The sequence below is a fragment of the Candidatus Accumulibacter contiguus genome (assembly GCF_036625285.1).
Lineage (GTDB): Bacteria > Pseudomonadota > Gammaproteobacteria > Burkholderiales > Rhodocyclaceae > Accumulibacter > Accumulibacter contiguus.
Genome location: NZ_JAZKUC010000002.1, coordinates 1101532 through 1120533 on the forward strand (window position 1 = coordinate 1101532; position 19002 = coordinate 1120533).

At 59.2% G+C, this 19002-nt stretch carries 20 protein-coding genes; 15 read left to right on the forward strand and 5 right to left on the reverse strand.

Going from position 1 to position 19002, the window contains the following annotated elements:
- The first annotated feature begins 3 nt into the window (after positions 1–3).
- From V5B59_RS23835 to V5B59_RS23845, 3 genes are read left to right on the forward strand one after another with little or no spacing between them, the layout of a single operon-like run.
- Complete coding sequence (locus V5B59_RS23835; RefSeq protein ID WP_332352406.1) at positions 4–666, forward strand: choice-of-anchor X domain-containing protein; 663 nt, start codon at positions 4–6, stop codon at positions 664–666.
- Entirely contained in the window at positions 549–1088 is a 540-nt protein-coding gene (locus tag V5B59_RS23840; RefSeq protein WP_332352407.1) for an RHS repeat-associated core domain-containing protein, read from the forward strand. Before V5B59_RS23835 ends, V5B59_RS23840 begins: the two co-directional genes overlap by 118 nt.
- Positions 1085–1468 carry a hypothetical protein gene (locus V5B59_RS23845; RefSeq protein WP_332352408.1) on the forward strand — a complete coding sequence of 128 codons (384 nt, stop codon included), beginning with the start codon at positions 1085–1087 and terminating at the stop codon, positions 1466–1468. The genes V5B59_RS23840 and V5B59_RS23845 overlap by 4 nt, the downstream gene beginning before the upstream one ends.
- Positions 1469–1638: 170 nt before the next feature.
- On the opposite strand, the gene ltrA (V5B59_RS23850) is transcribed toward V5B59_RS23845, so the two are convergent.
- Positions 1639–2976 (reverse strand): group II intron reverse transcriptase/maturase, encoded by a 1338-nt coding sequence (ltrA, locus tag V5B59_RS23850; RefSeq protein WP_332351545.1) that lies wholly within the window; start codon positions 2974–2976, stop codon positions 1639–1641.
- 667 nt (positions 2977–3643) lie between these two features.
- On the opposite strand from ltrA (V5B59_RS23850), the gene V5B59_RS23855 reads away from it, so the two are divergent.
- The 8 genes from V5B59_RS23855 (at position 3644) to V5B59_RS23895 (ending at position 11548) form a co-directional block, all read left to right on the forward strand.
- A complete protein-coding gene (locus V5B59_RS23855; RefSeq protein ID WP_332352409.1) occupies positions 3644–4690 on the forward strand; it encodes an RHS repeat-associated core domain-containing protein in 1047 nt (348 codons plus the stop codon).
- Positions 4691–4743: 53 nt separating this feature from the next.
- Positions 4744–5958: an ISAzo13 family transposase gene (locus tag V5B59_RS23860; protein WP_332351424.1), complete on the forward strand. Its 1215-nt coding sequence runs from the start codon at positions 4744–4746 to the stop codon at positions 5956–5958.
- 383 nt (positions 5959–6341) lie between these two features.
- Positions 6342–6563: a hypothetical protein gene (locus tag V5B59_RS23865; RefSeq protein ID WP_332352410.1), complete on the forward strand. Its 222-nt coding sequence runs from the start codon at positions 6342–6344 to the stop codon at positions 6561–6563.
- Complete coding sequence (locus V5B59_RS23870) at positions 6563–6760, forward strand: hypothetical protein (protein ID WP_332352411.1); 198 nt, start codon at positions 6563–6565, stop codon at positions 6758–6760. Before V5B59_RS23865 ends, V5B59_RS23870 begins: the two co-directional genes overlap by 1 nt.
- A 326-nt stretch (positions 6761–7086) precedes the next feature.
- Entirely contained in the window at positions 7087–8601 is a 1515-nt protein-coding gene (locus V5B59_RS23875) for an RHS repeat-associated core domain-containing protein (protein WP_332352412.1), read from the forward strand.
- On the forward strand, positions 8598–9014 hold the full coding sequence (locus tag V5B59_RS23880) for a tetratricopeptide repeat protein (protein ID WP_332352413.1): 417 nt from the start codon (positions 8598–8600) through the stop codon (positions 9012–9014). Before V5B59_RS23875 ends, V5B59_RS23880 begins: the two co-directional genes overlap by 4 nt.
- Positions 9015–9182: 168 nt before the next feature.
- Entirely contained in the window at positions 9183–10850 is a 1668-nt protein-coding gene (locus V5B59_RS26430) for an RHS repeat-associated core domain-containing protein (protein ID WP_408612960.1), read from the forward strand.
- Positions 10829–11548, forward strand: coding sequence for a hypothetical protein (locus V5B59_RS23895; RefSeq protein WP_332352414.1), 720 nt, complete (start codon positions 10829–10831; stop codon positions 11546–11548). The genes V5B59_RS26430 and V5B59_RS23895 overlap by 22 nt, the downstream gene beginning before the upstream one ends.
- Positions 11549–11720: 172 nt before the next feature.
- On the opposite strand, the gene ltrA (V5B59_RS23900) is transcribed toward V5B59_RS23895, so the two are convergent.
- From ltrA (V5B59_RS23900) to V5B59_RS23910, 3 genes are all read right to left on the reverse strand, one after another.
- A complete protein-coding gene (ltrA, locus tag V5B59_RS23900; RefSeq protein ID WP_332352415.1) occupies positions 11721–12779 on the reverse strand; it encodes a group II intron reverse transcriptase/maturase in 1059 nt (352 codons plus the stop codon).
- A gap of 9 nt (positions 12780–12788) precedes the next feature.
- The gene (gene tnpC / locus V5B59_RS23905; RefSeq protein WP_332351632.1) at positions 12789–14384 is read right to left on the reverse strand and encodes an IS66 family transposase; all 1596 of its coding nucleotides are present in this window, start codon (positions 14382–14384) and stop codon (positions 12789–12791) included.
- 105 nt (positions 14385–14489) lie between these two features.
- Positions 14490–14816, reverse strand: coding sequence for a hypothetical protein (locus tag V5B59_RS23910; protein WP_332352416.1), 327 nt, complete (start codon positions 14814–14816; stop codon positions 14490–14492).
- A gap of 598 nt (positions 14817–15414) precedes the next feature.
- Here V5B59_RS23910 and V5B59_RS23915 point away from each other — a divergent pair.
- Both V5B59_RS23915 and V5B59_RS23920 read left to right on the forward strand, forming a co-directional pair.
- Positions 15415–17004: an RHS repeat-associated core domain-containing protein gene (locus V5B59_RS23915; protein WP_332352417.1), complete on the forward strand. Its 1590-nt coding sequence runs from the start codon at positions 15415–15417 to the stop codon at positions 17002–17004.
- On the forward strand, positions 16997–17479 hold the full coding sequence (locus tag V5B59_RS23920; RefSeq protein WP_332352418.1) for a hypothetical protein: 483 nt from the start codon (positions 16997–16999) through the stop codon (positions 17477–17479). Before V5B59_RS23915 ends, V5B59_RS23920 begins: the two co-directional genes overlap by 8 nt.
- A 505-nt stretch (positions 17480–17984) precedes the next feature.
- Here V5B59_RS23920 and V5B59_RS23925 read toward each other — a convergent pair.
- Positions 17985–18173 (reverse strand): DUF433 domain-containing protein, encoded by a 189-nt coding sequence (locus tag V5B59_RS23925; RefSeq protein ID WP_332352419.1) that lies wholly within the window; start codon positions 18171–18173, stop codon positions 17985–17987.
- Between the two features lie 196 nt (positions 18174–18369).
- Here V5B59_RS23925 and V5B59_RS23930 point away from each other — a divergent pair, with 196 nt between their 5' ends.
- On the forward strand, positions 18370–18651 hold the full coding sequence (locus V5B59_RS23930; RefSeq protein ID WP_332352420.1) for a BrnT family toxin: 282 nt from the start codon (positions 18370–18372) through the stop codon (positions 18649–18651).
- On the forward strand, positions 18644–18910 hold the full coding sequence (locus tag V5B59_RS23935) for a BrnA antitoxin family protein (RefSeq protein WP_332352421.1): 267 nt from the start codon (positions 18644–18646) through the stop codon (positions 18908–18910). The genes V5B59_RS23930 and V5B59_RS23935 overlap by 8 nt, the downstream gene beginning before the upstream one ends.
- Positions 18911–19002 lie beyond the last annotated feature (92 nt).

Below are 19002 nucleotides of genomic sequence, written 5' to 3' on the forward strand. Positions count from 1 at the left end.
ATCATGCCAAGCCACTGCCAAAGCCTGCTCCGCCTCGGTATCTTCCCGCTACTCGCCCGGATCGGTATCGTCGAGGCCGCAGTGGTGGGGAGTCTCACCGCCCCCGCGTCATCGGCGTCCGGGCGGGCCTGGCTCGCCAGGGTGCTGGCGCTTGCCGGCCTGTTGCTGCCGGTGTTCTCAGCCTGGGCTGCCCCGAGCATTGGGTCGGTGCAGATCACGCCGGACGCGATCACTGCCGGTGCCCCGACGACCGTCCGCGTGATGGCCGTGATTGCCGATCCGACGCTCATCCCCGCCACCGTCAACCTGCAGCGTGTCAATGAGGCCGGGGCAGCCGTCGCGGTGCTCGGCAGCCTGCACGATGACGGACGGAACGGTGACGCCGTCGCCGGCGATCAGGTCTACACCCTCAACGTGGTATTGACCGAGACCGCAGCACTGCGGCTGCGGGTGTCGGCGGGTTTCCAGGGCATGGTGAAGCGCGTGTTCTCAAGCCGACGATCATCAACCTGCGCTTTCCGGGACAGTACTTCGATCGGGAGACGCAGTTGCACTACAACCACTACCGCGATTACGATCCGGGGGTGGGGAGGTATTTGCAGAGCGATCCCATTGGGCTCGAGGGGGGCATTAACACGTACGCCTACGTCGAGGGCAACCCTGTGAGCTACGCCGATCCGCTGGGACTGGAGACGTATCGGTGCATTCGCCCCCTTAGGGGTCATCCAGGACCAGATCTCAGGAACGGGCCAGACGTTTGGGGAAACGTCTCCTACCACCAATACAGCTGTGTCCGTGATCCTGATCCTCGCGGCGTTGGCTTCACTTGCGGTGGGCAAGGACCGGCGAGTTCAAGCCCTGGAAATTTCCTTTATGGACCAGGAAAACCAACCAATCCGAATCAAGACTATTTCCACCCAGCCGCGTGTGAGAAGACGCAGGACGACAATACTTGCTTCGAGAAATGTCTCTTGGATGAGTGGAGCAAGCCGCGTCCAAACTATGGGTGGCCAACTGTCGGCAAGGATTGCAAGGACTACGACAATGAGGCAAATGCCACGTGTCGCAGGAGGTGCGGCCTGAAATGATTCCCCGTCCTTCTGCGGTTCTGCTTATCCGCGTTGCATGGCTAATTGTGATGATCGTCGTGCTTGTGTTCTGGCTAACCGCTGGATTCGACGTTCGCGGTACCGCGCCGCAGACGACGCAAGGCGGTGAACACCACTTGCTCGCGTTGCTCGTCTTGTCTGCGCTCAGCTTTCCATCGGGACTTCTCTGGGCGGGCTTGCTGAATATCCTTGCCTACGTGCTTCATGCGGTTGGTTACAGCCTCGATCTGCCTGACGCGTTTCTTGTGCTGTTCGCGTGGCTTGGTTTCGTCGCCATCGGATACTTCCAGTGGTTCAAGCTTCTTCCGTGGCTTTGGCACAAGCGACGGAAGGACCACAGTATTAGCACACAGTATTAGAGAGAGGATGCGGGGTCAGGTCTTGTTTCTGGCAAGTCGGGGTCACATCCAAGTCGCACAAAAGTTGGGGTCACGCACAAAAGTTGGGTAGAGTAGAGGACAGGCTTTCGCCTGCCCTCCCTCATCAAACCGTGCATGCGATTTTCCCGCACACGGCTTTCCGATGCTCTTCACGCCACGGCATGCGCCGAGTTCCAGCCCGCCTTCGTAGGAACTTTGTATAGCCCGTAGCGCCCGTAGAGATGAGCACTTGGAAACCGGCGGAAACCAGTTCCTCGGTCCTTCACCTGATGACGCTTCATCAAATGGGTTCGCAACCGGTCTTCCGCGTGGTATCTGACTTTGCTCATCGCCAGACTTGAGTTTCGATAGTGGAAGTAGTTTGCCCAGCCTCGCAGGCTGCGGTTGACGTTTCCCACGATATCTCTCAAGGGGATGGGGGTCAGTTTCCGGCCCGTGAGTTCCGTCAGCCTCGCCTTGATTTTCTTCAGCGATTTGTCTGCTGGCCGGACATTCGGGTACGGTTTTCCAGTCTTGGCCCCTCGACTCATCTGAATCGTGAAACCCAGGAAGTTGAAGCTTGCTTGGGTGGCGTCCACGATGTGGGTCTTCGTCTCGTTGAGGCTGAGGTCCAGACGGTCCAGGACATGACGCACCACTTTCAGCGGTTCCTCTACCTCTTTTCGGCACAGGATGACAAAGTCGTCCGCGTAACGCACGAGATGTGCGGATAGCTTGCCCTTCAGGTGCTGCCGTTGCCATATTCGGTCGAGAATATGCAGGTAGCAGTTGGCCAAGAGCGGGGAGATCACGCCGCCCTGCGGCGTGCCTTTGCGATTGGCTTTTCCACCACCTACGGTCTTCTTCACTCCGTTGTCGTCTTCGCCGATGACCGGGGCTTTGAGCCATTGCTTGATGAGGTGCAGAATCCCCCCATCGACAACACGCTCGGCCACCACGGCCAGTAGCTTGGCATGCGGAATGCTATCGAAGTACTTTGATAGATCGGCGTCTATGACTTGAGTGTAGCCGGCCCATAACGTGTGGGCGATGTCATCCACGGCATCGTGGGCCGACCTCCTGGGCCGGAATCCGTACGAGTGCTCACAGAAGTCGGCTTCAAAGATCGGTTCGATGATGAGTTTCACCGCCATTTGTGCGACCCGATCGCGGAGCGTCGGTATCCCAAGCGGGCGCTGACTGCCATCCGCTTTGGGAATCATGACGCGCCTTACCGGCTGGGCGCGGTAGGTCTTGTCTTTCAGATCACGGGCCAGGTCCCGCAGAAACGTCTCTACCCCGATTCCGCTCTCGATGGCCTCGAAGCTGATCCCATCCATACCGGGACTGCCTCGGTTCGACCGGACAAGCCGCCAGGCATGACTGAGGATGTCTTCCCGGTAGAGCTTGTCGTAAAGCGCGTAAAAGCGATAGGCTGGTTCTTGCTTGGCCTTGGCATACAGCTTCCTCTGTAGCGTCCTGATCGTGTCCGGGGTGGTTAGCGACATGGCAATCCCTCGATCCTCCGCTCTTCGGTTGCACGAACAAAGTAGGGTCCCTTCCCTCGTCCGGGGTTATGTTGTCCCACGAACTCAGACGGTACTATGAACCCCTCCGACTCCCGCCTGCAGCCGCTGCGCTTTCGTTGCCTTATACGCAGCAGTCGGTGGTCTCCCCACCTCCGCAGACGGGCCTCCAGCACTGGGCAGTAAGTCTTCAAGAACATGCCATCCCTGCTACCCCGGGAGTCGATTGACGCCACTTCCGTTATTCCAGCGCCCATCCAACGGCCTTCCCCTTCTGACCACAGGGTCGGCTCCTCCACATAATTTACGAGGCTACTCATAGGTTCACTTGCGTTACGGCCTGCTCTCTTGCTGTTGGAAACTCACGACCCCGTGTCGCCACGGCGCCGCTTCCTCATGCTACCGGGGCGTACGGACAACTCCCCAGACGGGACTTAAACCCGCTAGACTTGCTGCTGTTACTGCGAACGGTCAGGTCTTGTTTTTTGCCAACGGGGTCAATCGGGGACGGACCACAATTCTTTGCCGAAGCGCTGGCCCAATGCTCCTCATCAAGGAGCCGCGGGCCGCATTCAACAGGAGAGCATACCAGGGGAAGAACGATCATGTCAGACCTTCGCCGCAACCCGCTCCATCTCGCTACCTTCTGGTGGCTCGACCTATCGGCGTCAGTGATGCCGCGGCGGCGGTGAGTCTCACCGTGCCCGCGTCATCGACGTTCTGGCCCGCCTTGTTGGCGAAAGTGCTGGCGCTTGCCGGTCTGTTGCTGGCGGGGTTCCCGGCCTCGGCTGCGCCGAGCATCGGATCGGTGCAGATCACGCCGGACGCGATCGCCGCCGGCGTGCCGACGACCGTCCGCGTGACTGCCGTGATTGCCGATCCGACGCTCCTCCCGGCCACCGTCAACCTGCAGCGCGTCAATGAGGCCGGGGCAGCCGTCGCGGTGCTCGGCAGCCTACACGATGACGGACGGAACGGCGACGCCGTCGCCGGCGACCGGGTCTACACCCTCGACGTGGTATTGACCGAGACCGCGCCGCTGCGGCTGCGGGTGTCGGCGGGTTTCCAGGGCATGGTGAAGCGCGTGTTCTCGGCAGAAGTCCTGCTCCCGCTCAATCGCCCCCCGCTGGCCGACGCCGGTCCCGACCAGAGCGTCGCCCGCGGCAAGCGGGTCAGCCTCGACGGCAGCGCTTCGCGGGATCCCGAAGGAGCGACGCTCAGCCACGCCTGGTCGCTGATCGACCGGCCGGCGGGAAGCGCTGCCACCCTCACCGACGCCAACCGCGTGCGTCCGACCTTCACCGCCGACATGCTCGGTCAGTACATCGCGCAGTTGATCGTCCGGGACGGCCCACTCGCCAGCGCCCCGGACACGGTGAGGATCACGGTCACCGACCCCGGGCTGACGATCCTCTATCTGCACGCGGATCATCTCGGCACGCCGAGAGTGGCGACCAACGAAGCCAACGTCGTCGTCTGGCGCAATCTACCGATCAGCGAACCGTTCGGAATGGCGCTGCCCGAGGAGGACCCGGACGGCGACGGGCAGCCGACGATCATCAACCTACGCTTTCCGGGGCAGTACTTCGATCGGGAGACGCAACTGCACTACAACTACTACCGCGATTACGATCCGGGGGTGGGGAGGTATGTGCAGCCGGATCCGATTGGGTTGGCGGGGGGCATTAATACTTAGTATCTGTCCAGAAATAACTTGTACAACTTATACGAGTAGGCGACGATCTCGTCATGAGTAATGACGAGCTAGTTGAAACGATCCGTAAGAAGTTCGAGCGCGTGTCCACGGTTTTGGATGAGCGGGGGCGTCGTGTGTGGGCGTTGGCGGAAGCCGAGGCGCTCGGTTACGGCGGACAAAGCATCGTCGCTAAAGCCACGGGGCTATCGCGAATGACGCTGTATTCGGAAAAATGCGGTCATGCCCAGGACGACCCGGCGGGTTCTCGTAGACACGTCCGAAAAGCAGGGGGTGGACGCAAGAAGCTGATCGAGCACGAGCCGACATTGCTCTCGGCGCTGGAAAGATTGGTGGAACCGACCACCCGGGGAGACCCTGAGAATCCTTTACGGTGGACCTGTCTGAGTACCCGTCAACTGGCGGCGGCCCTTGAACAACAAGGCCACCGGATTGGTCGTCAGACCGTAGCGGTTTTGCTGGATAAGTTGGGCTATAGCCTTCAGGGAAATCAAAAGACCAAGGAAGGCACCGTCCATCCGGACCGGGATGCTCAATTCCGTTACATTCACGGTCGAGTCGAGGATTTCCAACGACGGGGACAGCCTGTGGTTTCAGTCGATACCAAGAAAAAGGAACTCGTCGGGGACTTCAAAAATGGAGGCCGAGAGTGGCGCCCCAAAGGAAACCCCGAACCGGTTCGCGTTCATGACTTTATCGACAAGACCCTAGGCAAAGTGAATCCCTATGGCGTCTATGATCCAACGGCAAACACCGGTTGGGTTAGCGTTGGGGTCGATCATGACACCGCCGAGTTTGCGGTGGAAACGTTACGACGGTGGTGGGAAAAGATGGGACGAATTCGTTATCCCGGGGCTACCGAACTGTTGGTGACTGCGGATGGTGGTGGCAGCAATGGGGCGAGAGTACGGTTATGGAAGGTCGCTTTACAGCGTCTGGCCGACCAAACCGGCCTATGCATCTCGATCTGCCATTTTCCACCGGGAACTAGCAAATGGAATAAGATCGAACATCGGATGTTCAGCTACATCAGTATGAATTGGCGAGGAAAGCCTCTGGTCAGCCATGAGGTCATCGTCAATTTGATTGCTGCCACCACCACACAAGCAGGCCTAAAAATTGAGGCGGAGATGGATACCAACACCTACGCGAAAGGCATACACGTGACTGATGATGAACTCGATAAAGTTCACATAGAACGCTCCGAGTTTCATGGTGAATGGAACTACACCATCCGGCCATCGGTTTGAACTTGTACAACTTATTTCTGGACAGATACTTATCTCTACGCCAAGGCGGCGCCAACGATGTTTACCGATCCTGATGGTCTGTGTCCTCGTGGCTTCAAACCTATGGAGGGCAACCCTGGAGCCTGTGTAAAGGACGACCGAGTTGATCCGAATAAGTGTGCGACGGGCGAATGCACAGCCGGGCTCCCGCCTCCTAAAAATGATTGCAGAACTCAGTCTGAGATCGATGAAGAGACATGTGAAATGATTTGCGGATGGGTTTCACCAGGGCCGCCGTTGCCACTGAGTAAGACATCGGCAGGGAAGACAGGGGCTTCTTACGTTGGCTGTAAGGCGTTCTGCAAGAACGAGACTTTCCGACGCACCTTTACTCAAGGTCGATAATGATCGTCAAGATCGTTGTATTTGCCCTTATTGCGACGCCATTCCTATACGGCATTGGAGTCGCGCTTCTGCAAGTGGTGAACATATCTGCTGGCTATGGCGAAGGAAGAATCTTGTTGGCGTTCTCGTTCTTTTTTGCAGCCGCAGTTGGTCAGGAAGTTGGCTGTAAGGCGTTCTGCAAGAACGAGACTTTCCGACGCACCTTTACTCAAGGTCGATAATGATCGTCAAGATCGTTGTATTTGCCCTTATTGCGACGCCATTCCTATACGGCATTGGAGTCGCGCTTCTGCAAGTGGTGAACATATCTGCTGGCTATGGCGAAGGAAGAATCTTGTTGGCGTTCTCGTTCTTTTTTGCAGCCGCAGTTGGTCGGCTGATCTTCGGATCAGCGAAGAACGGCCAACGTGAAGACTAGTAAAAGTCGGCGCTGGTGCCACGCTTTACACGGTCACAACACGGCAAGTCGGGGTCAGGCAAGTCGAGCAAGTCGGGGTCCGAGCAAGTCGGGGTCACAAGTCGGAGTCAGATCTTGTTTTTTTGCCAACCACAAGATCTGACAAGATCTGCGGCCACACCTTTTTCAGCACAGAGAATCGGGACGGACCACGATTCTTTGCCGAAGCGCTGGCCCAATGCTCCTCATCAAGGAGCCGCGGGCCGTCATTCAACAGGAGAACATACAAGGGGAAGAACGATCATGTCAGACCTTCGCCGCAACCCGCTTCATCTCGCTACCTTCTGGTGGCTCGACCTATCGGCGTCAGTGATGCCGCGGCGGCGGTGAGTCTCACCGTGCCCGCGTCATCGACGTTCTGGCCCGCCTTGTTGGCGAAAGTGCTGGCGCTTGCCGGTCTGTTGCTGGCGGGGTTCCCGGCTTCGGCAGCGCCGAGCATCGGGTCGGTGCAGATCACACCGGACGCGATCGCCGCCGGTGCCCCGACGACCGTCCGCGTGACTGCCGTGATTGCCGATCCGACGCTCATCCCGGCCACTGTCAACCTGCAGCGCGTCAATGAGGCCGGGGCAGCCGTCGCGGTGCTCGGCAGCCTGCACGATGACGGACGGAACGGCGACGCCGTCGCCGGCGATCAGGTCTACACCCTCAATGTGGTATTGACCGAGACCGCACCACTGCGGCTGCGGGTGTCGGCGGGTTTCCAGGGCATGGTGAAGCGCGTGTTCTCGGCAGAAGTCCTGCTCCCGATCAATCGCCCACCGCTGGCCGACGCCGGTCCCGACCAGAGCGTCGCCCGTGGCAAGCGGGTCAGCCTCGACGGCAGCGCTTCGCGGGATCCCGAAGGAGCGACGCTTAGCCATACCTGGTCGCTGATCGACCGACCGGCGGGAAGCGCTGCCACCCTCACCGACGCCAACAGTGTGCGTCCGACCTTCACCGCCGACATGCCCGGTCAGTACATCGCGCAGTTGATCGTCCGGGACGGCCCACTCGCCAGCGCCCCGGACACGGTGAGGATCACGGTCACCGACCCCGGGCTGACGATCCTCTATCTGCACGCGGATCATCTCGGCACGCCGAGAGTGGCGACCAACGAAGCCAACGTCGTCGTCTGGCGCAACCTGCCGATCAGCGAACCGTTCGGGATGGCGCTGCCCGAGGAGGACCCGGACGGCGACGGGCAGCCGACGATCATCAACCTGCGCTTTCCGGGGCAGTACTTCGATCGGGAGACGCAACTGCACTACAACTTCTTCAGGGATTACGATCCTTCCACTGGGAGGTATGTGCAGTCGGATCCGATTGGGCTGGGCGGTGACGTTAATACATACGCGTACTCAAATCTGAACCCGGTTTCGAATGTTGATCCTGAAGGGCTGGCGTCTTGCACGTACTCAATCTCGGCACACACGATGATATGTACGCCGAATAGAGGCGGTAGGTCTTTGGCGCTTGGTCCATTAGGGGTCTTCTCGGGTGTGCCGGGGCAATGCCGCAACAACCCCGATTGCGCAGACAACAAGGATGAAGGACCAATTCCGCCCGGGAACTACAAGATGAATCAGGACGACCGGGAGGGTAACGAAGGCTTCTGGCGTTTGGAGCCTGATCCACCAATTCCTGGTTGGAAGTGTAGGCTCGGTGTGAACCGTTGCGGCTTCATGTTGCACCCTGGCACGGTTTCCCTGGGGTGCATTACCGCAGATCCGACGAACAAAAAAACCATGCGCCAGTACGACCGGGTTGACCGTTTGCTACAGCGAGAAAACGGAGCGAACACACTCACGGTGACGCAATGAGGCGCAAGCTGGTGATGGTCATTGCGGCAATCGTGTTGCTCATTGGTGGGGCGATAGCCGTTGTCTCTTCGACCTTTGACAATGCTGTTATGGCAATGAAGGGGGGGCACTATGAGACCGCAAGACCAAAGCTTGAATGGCTAGCGACGGTTGGGCACGCGCGTGCCCAGCATCTGTTGGGTGAAATGTACGCATACGGCTGGGGTGTGACCCGGGATCGTGAGGAAGCAGTAAAGTGGTTCCGGCGTGCGGCTTATCGCGCTGAAAGGTTGAAGGATCCGGCAGCCTACGCGGCTTACTACGTTGGCCAGAACTTCTCTCAGGGCTTGGTGGGGGTGCAGCAGGACTCGACTGAGGCCGCGTGGTGGGTTCTGTTCGCCAAAGACGGCGGCTACTCTGGCGATCCTCGGTAGCTGAAAAATCAAAGGAAACAACCGGAGAACAACCGGGGACAGACCAAGGAGGAGGCGGGGTCAGGTCTTGTTTTTTGCCAACTACAAGATCTGACAAGATCTGCGGCCACACCTTTTCAGCACGGAGAATCGGGACGGACCACGATTCTTTGCCGAAGCGCTGGCCCAATGCTCCTCATCAAGGAGCCGCGGGCCGCATTCCACAGGAGAGCATACCAGGGGAAGAACGATCATGTCAGACTTTCGCCGCAACCCGCTCCATCTCGCTACCTTCTGGTGGCTCGACCTATCGGCGTCAGTGATGCCGCGGCGGCGGTGAGTCTCACCGTGCCCGTGTCATCGACGTTCTGGCCCGCCTTGTTGGCGAAAGTGCTGGCGCTTGCCGGTCTGTTGCTGGCGGGGTTCCCGGCCTCGGCTGCGCCGAGCATCGGATCGGTGCAGATCACGCCGGACGCGATCGCCGCCGGCGTGCCGACGACCGTCCGCGTGACTGCCGTGATTGCCGATCCGACGCTCCTCCCGGCCACCGTCAACCTGCAGCGCGTCAATGAGGCCGGGGCAGCCGTCGCGGTGCTCGGCAGCCTACACGATGACGGACGGAACGGCGACGCCGTCGCCGGCGACCGGGTCTACACCCTCGACGTGGTATTGACCGAGACCGCGCCGCTGCGGCTGCGGGTGTCGGCGGGTTTCCAGGGCATGGTGAAGCGCGTGTTCTCGGCAGAAGTCCTGCTCCCGCTCAATCGCCCCCCGCTGGCCGACGCCGGTCCCGACCAGAGCGTCGCCCGCGGCAAGCGGGTCAGCCTCGACGGCAGCGCTTCGCGGGATCCCGAAGGAGCGACGCTCAGCCACGCCTGGTCGCTGATCGACCGGCCGGCGGGAAGCGCTGCCACCCTCACCGACGCCAACCGCGTGCGTCCGACCTTCACCGCCGACATGCTCGGTCAGTACATCGCGCAGTTGATCGTCCGGGACGGCCCACTCGCCAGCGCCCCGGACACGGTGAGGATCACGGTCACCGACCCCGGGCTGACGATCCTCTATCTGCACGCGGATCATCTCGGCACGCCGAGAGTGGCGACCAACGAAGCCAACGTCGTCGTCTGGCGCAATCTACCGATCAGCGAACCGTTCGGAATGGCGCTGCCCGAGGAGGACCCGGACGGCGACGGGCAGCCGACGATCATCAACCTACGCTTTCCGGGGCAGTACTTCGATCGGGAGACGCAACTGCACTACAACTACTACCGCGATTACGATCCGGGGGTGGGGAGGTATGTGCAGAGCGATCCGATCGGGCTCGAAGGTGGTATTAATACATACAGCTATGTCGGCGGGAATCCTGTTTCCCTTACAGACTCAAAGGGGTTGTGGACTCCTGGCTTGCATCGGGGAGCCTCTACTACTGCAGCGAATATTGTTGGGTGCAGAAAACTTGCTAAGGCGCTCGGTGAAGAGACAGCCAAAGTGGATGACTATCCAGGATCACAGCTTCCGCAAAACTCCTATTGGCACGGAATGGTTGATGGAAGTAGAGGAGCACCCGACAGGGAATACCAGATTCAAGACTTCAATGCGTACGTGAAGCGTTTCAGTTACAGCTGCGATGTCAAAGACCTCGCTCGAGCTTTGCACGCGGTACAAGACAGCCATTCTCCCGCGCATAGAGGTTTCCAGCCATGGCATGGGTTTGACAAGACTTCCAACCTGGATCTTCTTTGGCACGGCATTCAGGACTTCTTTGGTAGCAACAGCCCCTACTACAGCCAAGCCATCAATCAAAGCCGGCAAATTATTTGGGAGGCTATGCAGCGATGCCCATGCTTGTGCGATTAGTAATCCGTTCCTTCCTGCTCATAGCCACTGTTCTTGCCTTCGGCTATGCCACCGCTGACCAGGCATCAAACTCTAATGAGGCGTGTCAGATTCCCGAAGGTCGCATACGTGCGACAGTGACAGGTTCGGAGGAGTACTGGGTTTATGAATGGTATGGACGTCTAGTAAATCTAGTTCAGAACAATAAACAGCCGCTTTCAGTTTTGGGAACAGCTCCAGAGGGAGCTGTATATGGAGGGAAATGGAATCTTCAGAAAAGCTCAAACCCTCAAGAAATCATGGGAAGAGAGAGTCGGCTCGACACACCTTTTGCAGTTAGTGCGGATGGTGGCTGGTTGGTCGCGGCAATCTACCCACCTTCAGGCCAGTTAAGCCTTTCACCATCGCGTAAGGTGGCCCTTATTGAGAGAAAAACTAGCCGAGTGGCTCGTGTTGTCGATGCGCAACGGGAAATAATGTCATTGGCTTGGGCTCCATCAGGGAAGTACTTTGCGGCTCTGGTTAGCCGGAACGTAACCGATAGCAAACTGAAAACACCTAAGGATTGGTTTGCTAAAGGTATCGGCCATCCTATCCCATACTACTCTTTAGGTATTGCAATATTTGGCTTGGATGGCAGGTTGATTTGTGAGCAACACCTCAAACAGAAGTTGGCTTATGGCCAAGGTTATCTCTCGTGGATTACTGGCGCGCCCTAAGCAATCGCGCGGGGTCAGCAGGGGCGGTGAATGTCAAGGTATAGAGACGCTAATTGATTAGACGACATTGATTTTAATGGGGAAGTTGGGTAGAGTAGAGGACAGGCTTTCGCCTGCCCTCCCTCATCAAACCGTGCATGCGATTTTCCCGCACACGGCTTTCCGATGCTCTTCACGCCACGGCATGCGCCGAGTTCCAGCCCGCCTTCGTAGGAACTTTGTATAGCCCGTAGCGCCCGTAGAGATGAGCACTTGGAAACCGGCGGAAACCAGTTCCTCGGTCCTTCACCTGATGACGCTTCATCAAATGGGTTCGCAACCGGTCTTCCGCGTGGTATCTGACTTTGCTCATCGCCAGACTTGAGTTTCGATAGTGGAAGTAGTTTGCCCAGCCTCGCAGGCTGCGGTTGACGTTTCCCACGATATCTCTCAAGGGGATGGGGGTCAGTTTCCGGCCCGTGAGTTCCGTCAGCCTCGCCTTGATTTTCTTCAGCGATTTGTCTGCTGGCCGGACATTCGGGTACGGTTTTCCAGTCTTGGCCCCTCGACTCATCTGAATCGTGAAACCCAGGAAGTTGAAGCTTGCTTGGGTGGCGTCCACGATGTGGGTCTTCGTCTCGTTGAGGCTGAGGTCCAGACGGTCCAGGACATGACGCACCACTTTCAGCGGTTCCTCTACCTCTTTTCGGCACAGGATGACAAAGTCGTCCGCGTAACGCACGAGATGTGCGGATAGCTTGCCCTTCAGGTGCTGCCGTTGCCATATTCGGTCGAGAATATGCAGGTAGCAGTTGGCCAAGAGCGGGGAGATCACGCCGCCCTGCGGCGTGCCTTTGCGATTGGCTTTTCCACCACCTACGGTCTTCTTCACTCCGTTGTCGTCTTCGCCGATGACCGGGGCTTTGAGCCATTGCTTGATGAGGTGCAGAATCCCCCCATCGACAACACGCTCGGCCACCACGGCCAGTAGCTTGGCATGCGGAATGCTATCGAAGTACTTTGATAGATCGGCGTCTATGACTTGAGTGTAGCCGGCCCATAACGTGTGGGCGATGTCATCCACGGCATCGTGGGCCGACCTCCTGGGCCGGAATCCGTACGAGTGCTCACAGAAGTCGGCTTCAAAGATCGGTTCGATGATGAGTTTCACCGCCATTTGTGCGACCCGATCGCGGAGCGTCGGTATCCCAAGCGGGCGCTGACGTAACCGTTTAGCCTCCCCGACGACCACTACCAAAAATCAGGCAGCAGCCGGTAGCAGGGGCGCTGCGTTGCCTTTACGCCGCTCGGCGACCACCTTGGCCAGGTAGGGCCAGGGCAAGATGTGGCGACGCCGGCAGGTGTCGATGACACTGGCCAACAGGGCAAAGGCACGGGTACCCTGCTCGGTACGGGTGCCTTGGCTGATGAGCCGGGCGATGACCCAGTGCCGCAAGGCCCGTTCGGCCTCGTTGTTGGTGAACGGCAGATAGGGATGGGCGACGACGATCCAGACCGCCTCCCAGTCGTAGAGAAATTCGCGCGCCAGCGCACGGGTTTTCTCATGAGCCGAATCCCGGTGCTCTTCGCATAGCCGACGGAAGGCGTCCAAGCGGTCGCGGAAGCGAGGCGTGAGATCGACCGGAGGGCCTTCACGTGCTTGGTAAATCGCAGTGATCAGGTCGCTGAGCAGGCCGTGGGTGGCCTCTCCAAAGGCCCGCGCCTCGGTGCTCAGGCTTTCTTTGAGTCCCTCGGCCTTGCGCAACAGGTGCGCCCAACAGCGCAGCCGCTTCTGGAATCGGCGATAGACGCAGTAGCCATCGCTCATCAGCCAGCCGACAAACCCCTCGCCTAGGACGTTCGCCAGAATCTCCTTGCTGCGGTAGCCAATGAAGTACAGGCAGATCGTCGGCGTGATGATCACCCACAGCCATAGTAACTGGCCCCATTCCTTCCACGGCGTTTCATCGGCATAGGCCAGCACTTCCTGCTGCAGTTCTTCCACCCACTGCGCTTCGATCGGCTCGACCGCCCGACCGGCTTCATGAATACACTGGTTGATCGTGCTGGTGGAGAGCGCGATGCCCAGCCAGTCCCGCAAAAATTCTTGCGTCCGCCGCCGCGACAGGTGCATACGGTGCGATAGGCACACCAGCAGGCTCACTAACAGCGGTCCGACGAGATGCCATTCGCTCAGTCCTACGGTCCACCCGGGTTCGGCGGGACAGCGGCCGGGTTCGCTGCGGTTGACATGCCCACAGTGGCCACAGCTTATCTCACCGTAGACATGCTTGTCGTGGCGTACCCGTAAGCCACGTAGCCCCGCACTCGGCTCGGCCTCGATATCCAGGACATACAAGCCGTTGCACGCGATGAACCCGGCCGGATCCAGCGCCTCATCGCAGCCCGCGCAGAATTCCGGCGCGTGGATCACGGTGTCGCTCACCGGCAAACTCACCTGCCGGCTATGGCCCGCTGCCCCCGGACGCCGACCGGCTTTCTTGGGCTTCCCGGCCGTCGCACTCAAAGGCTTCTTCCCCTCAGCCGGTGCCCCGACGCCGTTCGGCTCTGCATTCGCCGCCGCGTTCGCGGCGCTGCCGCTGCCCTGCGCTTCGGGATCAACCGCACCATCTGCCTCCCCGGCCGCTTCCGAATCCTCATCCCCAGAGTTTGTGCTGTGCCACGGAGGGTCACTGCGGGGTGGCCGAGAACTGGTCTGGGAGTTCGCCTTGAGCCGCTCCCGCGCCTCTTTCAAATCCCACAGCAACTTCACCAGCAAGCCATCTTTCTGCTTCGCCGGTAACGCCATCAGCTTCTGCTCATCCCACTGCTGAAGATCAAAGTCGCTCAGGTACACTCACTTGCCTCACGAACACGATTACCCGCTCACTGGTGAGATACCATAGCCAAACCATCCCTCGCTTGCAACCACTGCAGCATAGTTGGTATATGTCGTAGGGGGCTAAACGGTTACGCGCTGACTGCCATCCGCTTTGGGAATCATGACGCGCCTTACCGGCTGGGCGCGGTAGGTCTTGTCTTTCAGATCACGGGCCAGGTCCCGCAGAAACGTCTCTACCCCGATTCCGCTCTCGATGGCCTCGAAGCTGATCCCATCCATACCGGGACTGCCTCGGTTCGACCGGACAAGCCGCCAGGCATGACTGAGGATGTCTTCCCGGTAGAGCTTGTCGTAAAGCGCGTAAAAGCGATAGGCTGGTTCTTGCTTGGCCTTGGCATACAGCTTCCTCTGTAGCGTCCTGATCGTGTCCGGGGTGGTTAGCGACATGGCAATCCCTCGATCCTCCGCTCTTCGGTTGCACGAACAAAGTAGGGTCCCTTCCCTCGTCCGGGGTTATGTTGTCCCACGAACTCAGACGGTACTATGAACCCCTCCGACTCCCGCCTGCAGCCGCTGCGCTTTCGTTGCCTTATACGCAGCAGTCGGTGGTCTCCCCACCTCCGCAGACGGGCCTCCAGCACTGGGCAGTAAGTCTTCAAGAACATGCCATCCCTGCTACCCCGGGAGTCGATTGACGCCACTTCCGTTATTCCAGCGCCCATCCAACGGCCTTCCCCTTCTGACCACAGGGTCGGCTCCTCCACATAATTTACGAGGCTACTCATAGGTTCACTTGCGTTACGGCCTGCTCTCTTGCTGTTGGAAACTCACGACCCCGTGTCGCCACGGCGCCGCTTCCTCATGCTACCGGGGCGTACGGACAACTCCCCAGACGGGACTTAAACCCGCTAGACTTGCTGCTGTTACTGCGAACGGTCAGGTCTTGTTTTTTGCCAACCACAAGAGCTGACAAGATCTGCAGCCACACCTTTTTCAGCACAGAGAATCGGGACGGACCACGATTCTTTGCCGAAGCGCTGGCCCAATGCTCCTCATCAAGGAGCCGCGGGCCGCATTCAACAGGAGAACATACCAGGGGAAGAACGATCATGTCAGACTTTCGCCGCAACCCGCTTCATCTCGCTACCTTCTGGTGGCTCGACCTATCGGCGTCAGTGATGCCGCGGCGGCGGTGAGTCTCACCGTGCCCGCGTCATCGACGTTCTGGCCCGCCTTGTTGGCGAAAGTGCTGGCGCTTGCCGGCCTGTTGCTGGCGGGGTTTCCGGCCTCGGCTGCGCCGAGCATCGGGTCGGTGCAGATCACGCCGGACGCGATCGCCGCCGGCATGCCGACGACCGTCCGCGTGACTGCCGTGATTGCCGATCCGACGCTCCTCCCGGCCACTGTCAACCTGCAGCGCGTCAATGAGGCCGGGGCAGCCGTCGCGGTGCTCGGCAGCCTGCACGATGACGGACGGAACGGCGACGCCGTCGCCGGCGATCAGGTCTACACCCTCGACGTGGTATTGACCGAGACCGCACCACTGCGGCTGCGGGTGTCGGCGGGTTTCCAGGGCATGGTGAAGCGCGTGTTCTCGGCAGAAGTCCTGCTCCCGATCAATCGCCCCCCGCTGGCCGACGCCGGTCCCGACCAGAGCGTCGCCCGTGGCAAGCGGGTCAGCCTCGACGGCAGCGCTTCGCGGGATCCCGAAGGAGCGACGCTCAGCCACACCTGGTCGCTGATCGACCGACCGGCGGGAAGCGCTGCCACCCTCACCGACGCCAACAGCGTGCGTCCGACCTTCACCGCCGACGTGCCCGGTCAGTACATCGCGCAGTTGATCGTCCGTGACGGCCCACTCGTCAGCGCCCCGGACACGGTCAGGATCACGGTCACCGACCCCGGGCTGACGATCCTCTATCTGCACGCGGATCATCTCGGCACGCCGAGAGTGGCGACCAACGAAGCCAACGTCGTCGTCTGGCGCAATCTACCGATCAGCGAACCGTTCGGGATGGCGCTGCCCGAGGAGGATCCGGATGGCGACGGGCAGCCGACGATCATCAACCTGCGCTTTCCGGGACAGTACTTCGATCGGGAGACGCAGTTGCACTACAACTACTACCGCGATTACGATCCGGGGACGGGGAGGTATGTGCAGCCGGATCTGATTGGGTTGGCCGGAGGCTTGAACCTGTACACCTATGTCCTTGGCAATCCGGTCTGGTATACGGATCCATCGGGTCTTATCTGCACGTATAGCCAAGCAACTGGCCTGATGGTCTGTCAGAACAACACAACTGGCGCCGTTTACTACAGCGAGCAAGGATATGCGGGTACGGGGTCTGGCAGGGACAATTCTTCCGCGCAGGGCCAGCAGAATGTTGGTCCTATACCTCGGGGCGACTGGCGCACAGGCAGCCCCTACAACAGCCCGAACACTGGCACCAATACCATTGCGCTTACGCCAATGCCAGGGAACTCCTGCCCGAGTACCGGACGCGATTGCAGCTCATTCAGAGCACACGGAAACAACGCGGCAAACGATGCTTCCCATGGTTGCATCATTCTGCCCCCCAATCGCACAAACATACCTCCGGGTGAAATCATTAGGGTTATCAGTGGGGATGATTAGAGAAATTGCCTTTGCGCTTCTGTTGTTGCTTAGTCTGTCAGTCGACGCTGCCGCAATCAGTTTGAATAGAGCGGGGGTTACGACCCTCAGCGACGGACTTGTGAAGGTCACGCTTGGTTTAGAGAGCGGTCGGACGACGGGGCCTTGCCCAAGTGCGGGTTCTTGGAGGTGGGGCAGCGAACAGGTTTGCCCAGAGCAGCGAATTTCCTCTCTTGAGGTTCGTTACCAGAGGCAGGCGGTCTTTATCCCGTATTCCGCCTTTGCTGACCTGGGAAACCCGTCTTCTGTAGCAATTGAACGGGGAAGTTCTGGCGGCACGTATTCAATAAAGATTGTCGGTGGAGAAGCGGCAACCTCATATGTCGCTGTTCTCAAGTTCAAGGGCGGTCTGTTGCTGGAGAAGGTCGTTCGCCACGGAGAATTCCCGGCAAGCGCCTGGGAGAAGACCCTCTATAATTTCAACGTCATGCAATAACCACAGGCGGAGCCTTTCAGGCAGCGGGGTCACAGGTGCAGGTACAGGTACAGGCAGCGAGGTCACCCATTAGCCGGCCCTTGTCAATAGTTCCACTGTACGCAAATTGCATACAATTCTGCTCAGAAAGTGTGAAGATTTGAGTCGTAAGAGACTAATGGCGGCTGGCGCTACTGCGGGCAAGTATGGACCGCCGCTGTTGGAAAGAATTGGATTGACCGGAGCGGCAGCAGTGGCTTCAGAGGCAGCGGCATTTTCGTCGTCACCGGTCGGGTGGGCGCTTGGTGGGATCGGGCTGATCGACTACGTTGATCAGAAGTGCCAATGCCAGCCCTCTCCATAAGTCGAGGTGTCCGATGACGTTATCAATGCTTAAGCTCCTGGTTGCTTTCCTGGTTTTCGGACTCATTGGATACCGCTTTATTGCCGCCTGGACGCCAGTCTGGTTGGATACATTGGTGCTGCTTCTAACGGCTGCGCTAGTTGCTTCATCAATTTACTTTGCTCATGGCCGGCGTTCAGGCGATGAGCATTCCGATAGCGGCAAGCACGATAAGGGGTAGGAGTGAAATAAGTACACTACCCGCCTGACCGTGAGCCGCATGCCGCGCACCGTCGGTTGACCACCCAACATCGCCGGATCCCTGGTGATATGATCGAACGTCTTCATCTCTGCCTCCTGTGACGAAGCCATTCTACCCGTGCGCGTCAGCTCTGGCTGCACATGAGCACACGCAACAACAAAGACGGGGTCAGCAAGGCGAGGCAAAGCGTTGTCGCTGCTGTCGCGATCGGGTCAGAAAGGCGGGATCACGGGTCGGCGCCCTGCGGTTTCCTGTTTCGTCTGTCCCGTAGGTTCCGAGCCAGCCGATTGACGATATGTATAATGTATGCATAATGCCTCGATGGACATCGAATTCGACCCATCCAAGGCCAGGTCCAACCTGGCCAAGCACCAGGTCAGTTTCGCCCACGCCGAACAAGCCCTCCGTGACCCGATGGCTATCACCATCGAGGATCCTGATGCAGAGGGAGAACAGCGCTTCGTCACGCTGGGCATGGACGCACTCGGACGGGTCCTGGTCATCGTCCATTCACCGCGCGAGAGCCGAATCCGGTTGATCTCTGCGCGTAAAGCCAGCAAAGGCGAAGCGGAGCAATACCATGCGTAAGGAATACGATTTCAGCAACGGCAAGCGGGGTGCAGTCATCCCATCCACGGGGAAGACCCGCATTACGATCATGCTTGACGACGAAGTCATCGAGTTTTTTCGAACACGGGCAGAGGCGCTTGGGGCGGGATACCAGACCATGATCAACGCGGCATTGCGCGCGGTAGTTGCCGATGCGGCGAGCCAAGACGCCGAGGACAAGCCCATTACCGTGGCGACGCTGCGCAAAGTGCTGCGCGAAGAACTGCACACCGCATAGCTGCGCATGCGCACAACGCCACCATGCCAGCGAGAGGCGGCCCCGCTTTTCTCGTCCTCCACTGGCTACGCTCACCAGCCCTAACCTCAGGG

Coding starts and splice junctions, on each gene's coding strand:
- V5B59_RS23835 (WP_332352406.1), top strand. CDS start 4: ATGCCAAGCCACTGCCAAAGCCTGCTCCGCCTCGGTATCTTCCCGCTA.
- V5B59_RS23845 (WP_332352408.1), top strand. CDS start 1,085: ATGATTCCCCGTCCTTCTGCGGTTCTGCTTATCCGCGTTGCATGGCTA.
- ltrA (WP_332351545.1), bottom strand. CDS start 2,976: ATGTCGCTAACCACCCCGGACACGATCAGGACGCTACAGAGGAAGCTG.
- V5B59_RS23860 (WP_332351424.1), top strand. CDS start 4,744: ATGAGTAATGACGAGCTAGTTGAAACGATCCGTAAGAAGTTCGAGCGC.
- V5B59_RS23865 (WP_332352410.1), top strand. CDS start 6,342: ATGATCGTCAAGATCGTTGTATTTGCCCTTATTGCGACGCCATTCCTA.
- V5B59_RS23870 (WP_332352411.1), top strand. CDS start 6,563: ATGATCGTCAAGATCGTTGTATTTGCCCTTATTGCGACGCCATTCCTA.
- V5B59_RS23880 (WP_332352413.1), top strand. CDS start 8,598: ATGAGGCGCAAGCTGGTGATGGTCATTGCGGCAATCGTGTTGCTCATT.
- V5B59_RS26430 (WP_408612960.1), top strand. CDS start 9,183: ATGCTCCTCATCAAGGAGCCGCGGGCCGCATTCCACAGGAGAGCATAC.
- V5B59_RS23895 (WP_332352414.1), top strand. CDS start 10,829: ATGCCCATGCTTGTGCGATTAGTAATCCGTTCCTTCCTGCTCATAGCC.
- V5B59_RS23910 (WP_332352416.1), bottom strand. CDS start 14,816: ATGTCGCTAACCACCCCGGACACGATCAGGACGCTACAGAGGAAGCTG.
- V5B59_RS23915 (WP_332352417.1), top strand. CDS start 15,415: ATGCTCCTCATCAAGGAGCCGCGGGCCGCATTCAACAGGAGAACATAC.
- V5B59_RS23920 (WP_332352418.1), top strand. CDS start 16,997: ATGATTAGAGAAATTGCCTTTGCGCTTCTGTTGTTGCTTAGTCTGTCA.
- V5B59_RS23925 (WP_332352419.1), bottom strand. CDS start 18,173: ATGGCTTCGTCACAGGAGGCAGAGATGAAGACGTTCGATCATATCACC.
- V5B59_RS23930 (WP_332352420.1), top strand. CDS start 18,370: ATGCATAATGCCTCGATGGACATCGAATTCGACCCATCCAAGGCCAGG.
- V5B59_RS23935 (WP_332352421.1), top strand. CDS start 18,644: ATGCGTAAGGAATACGATTTCAGCAACGGCAAGCGGGGTGCAGTCATC.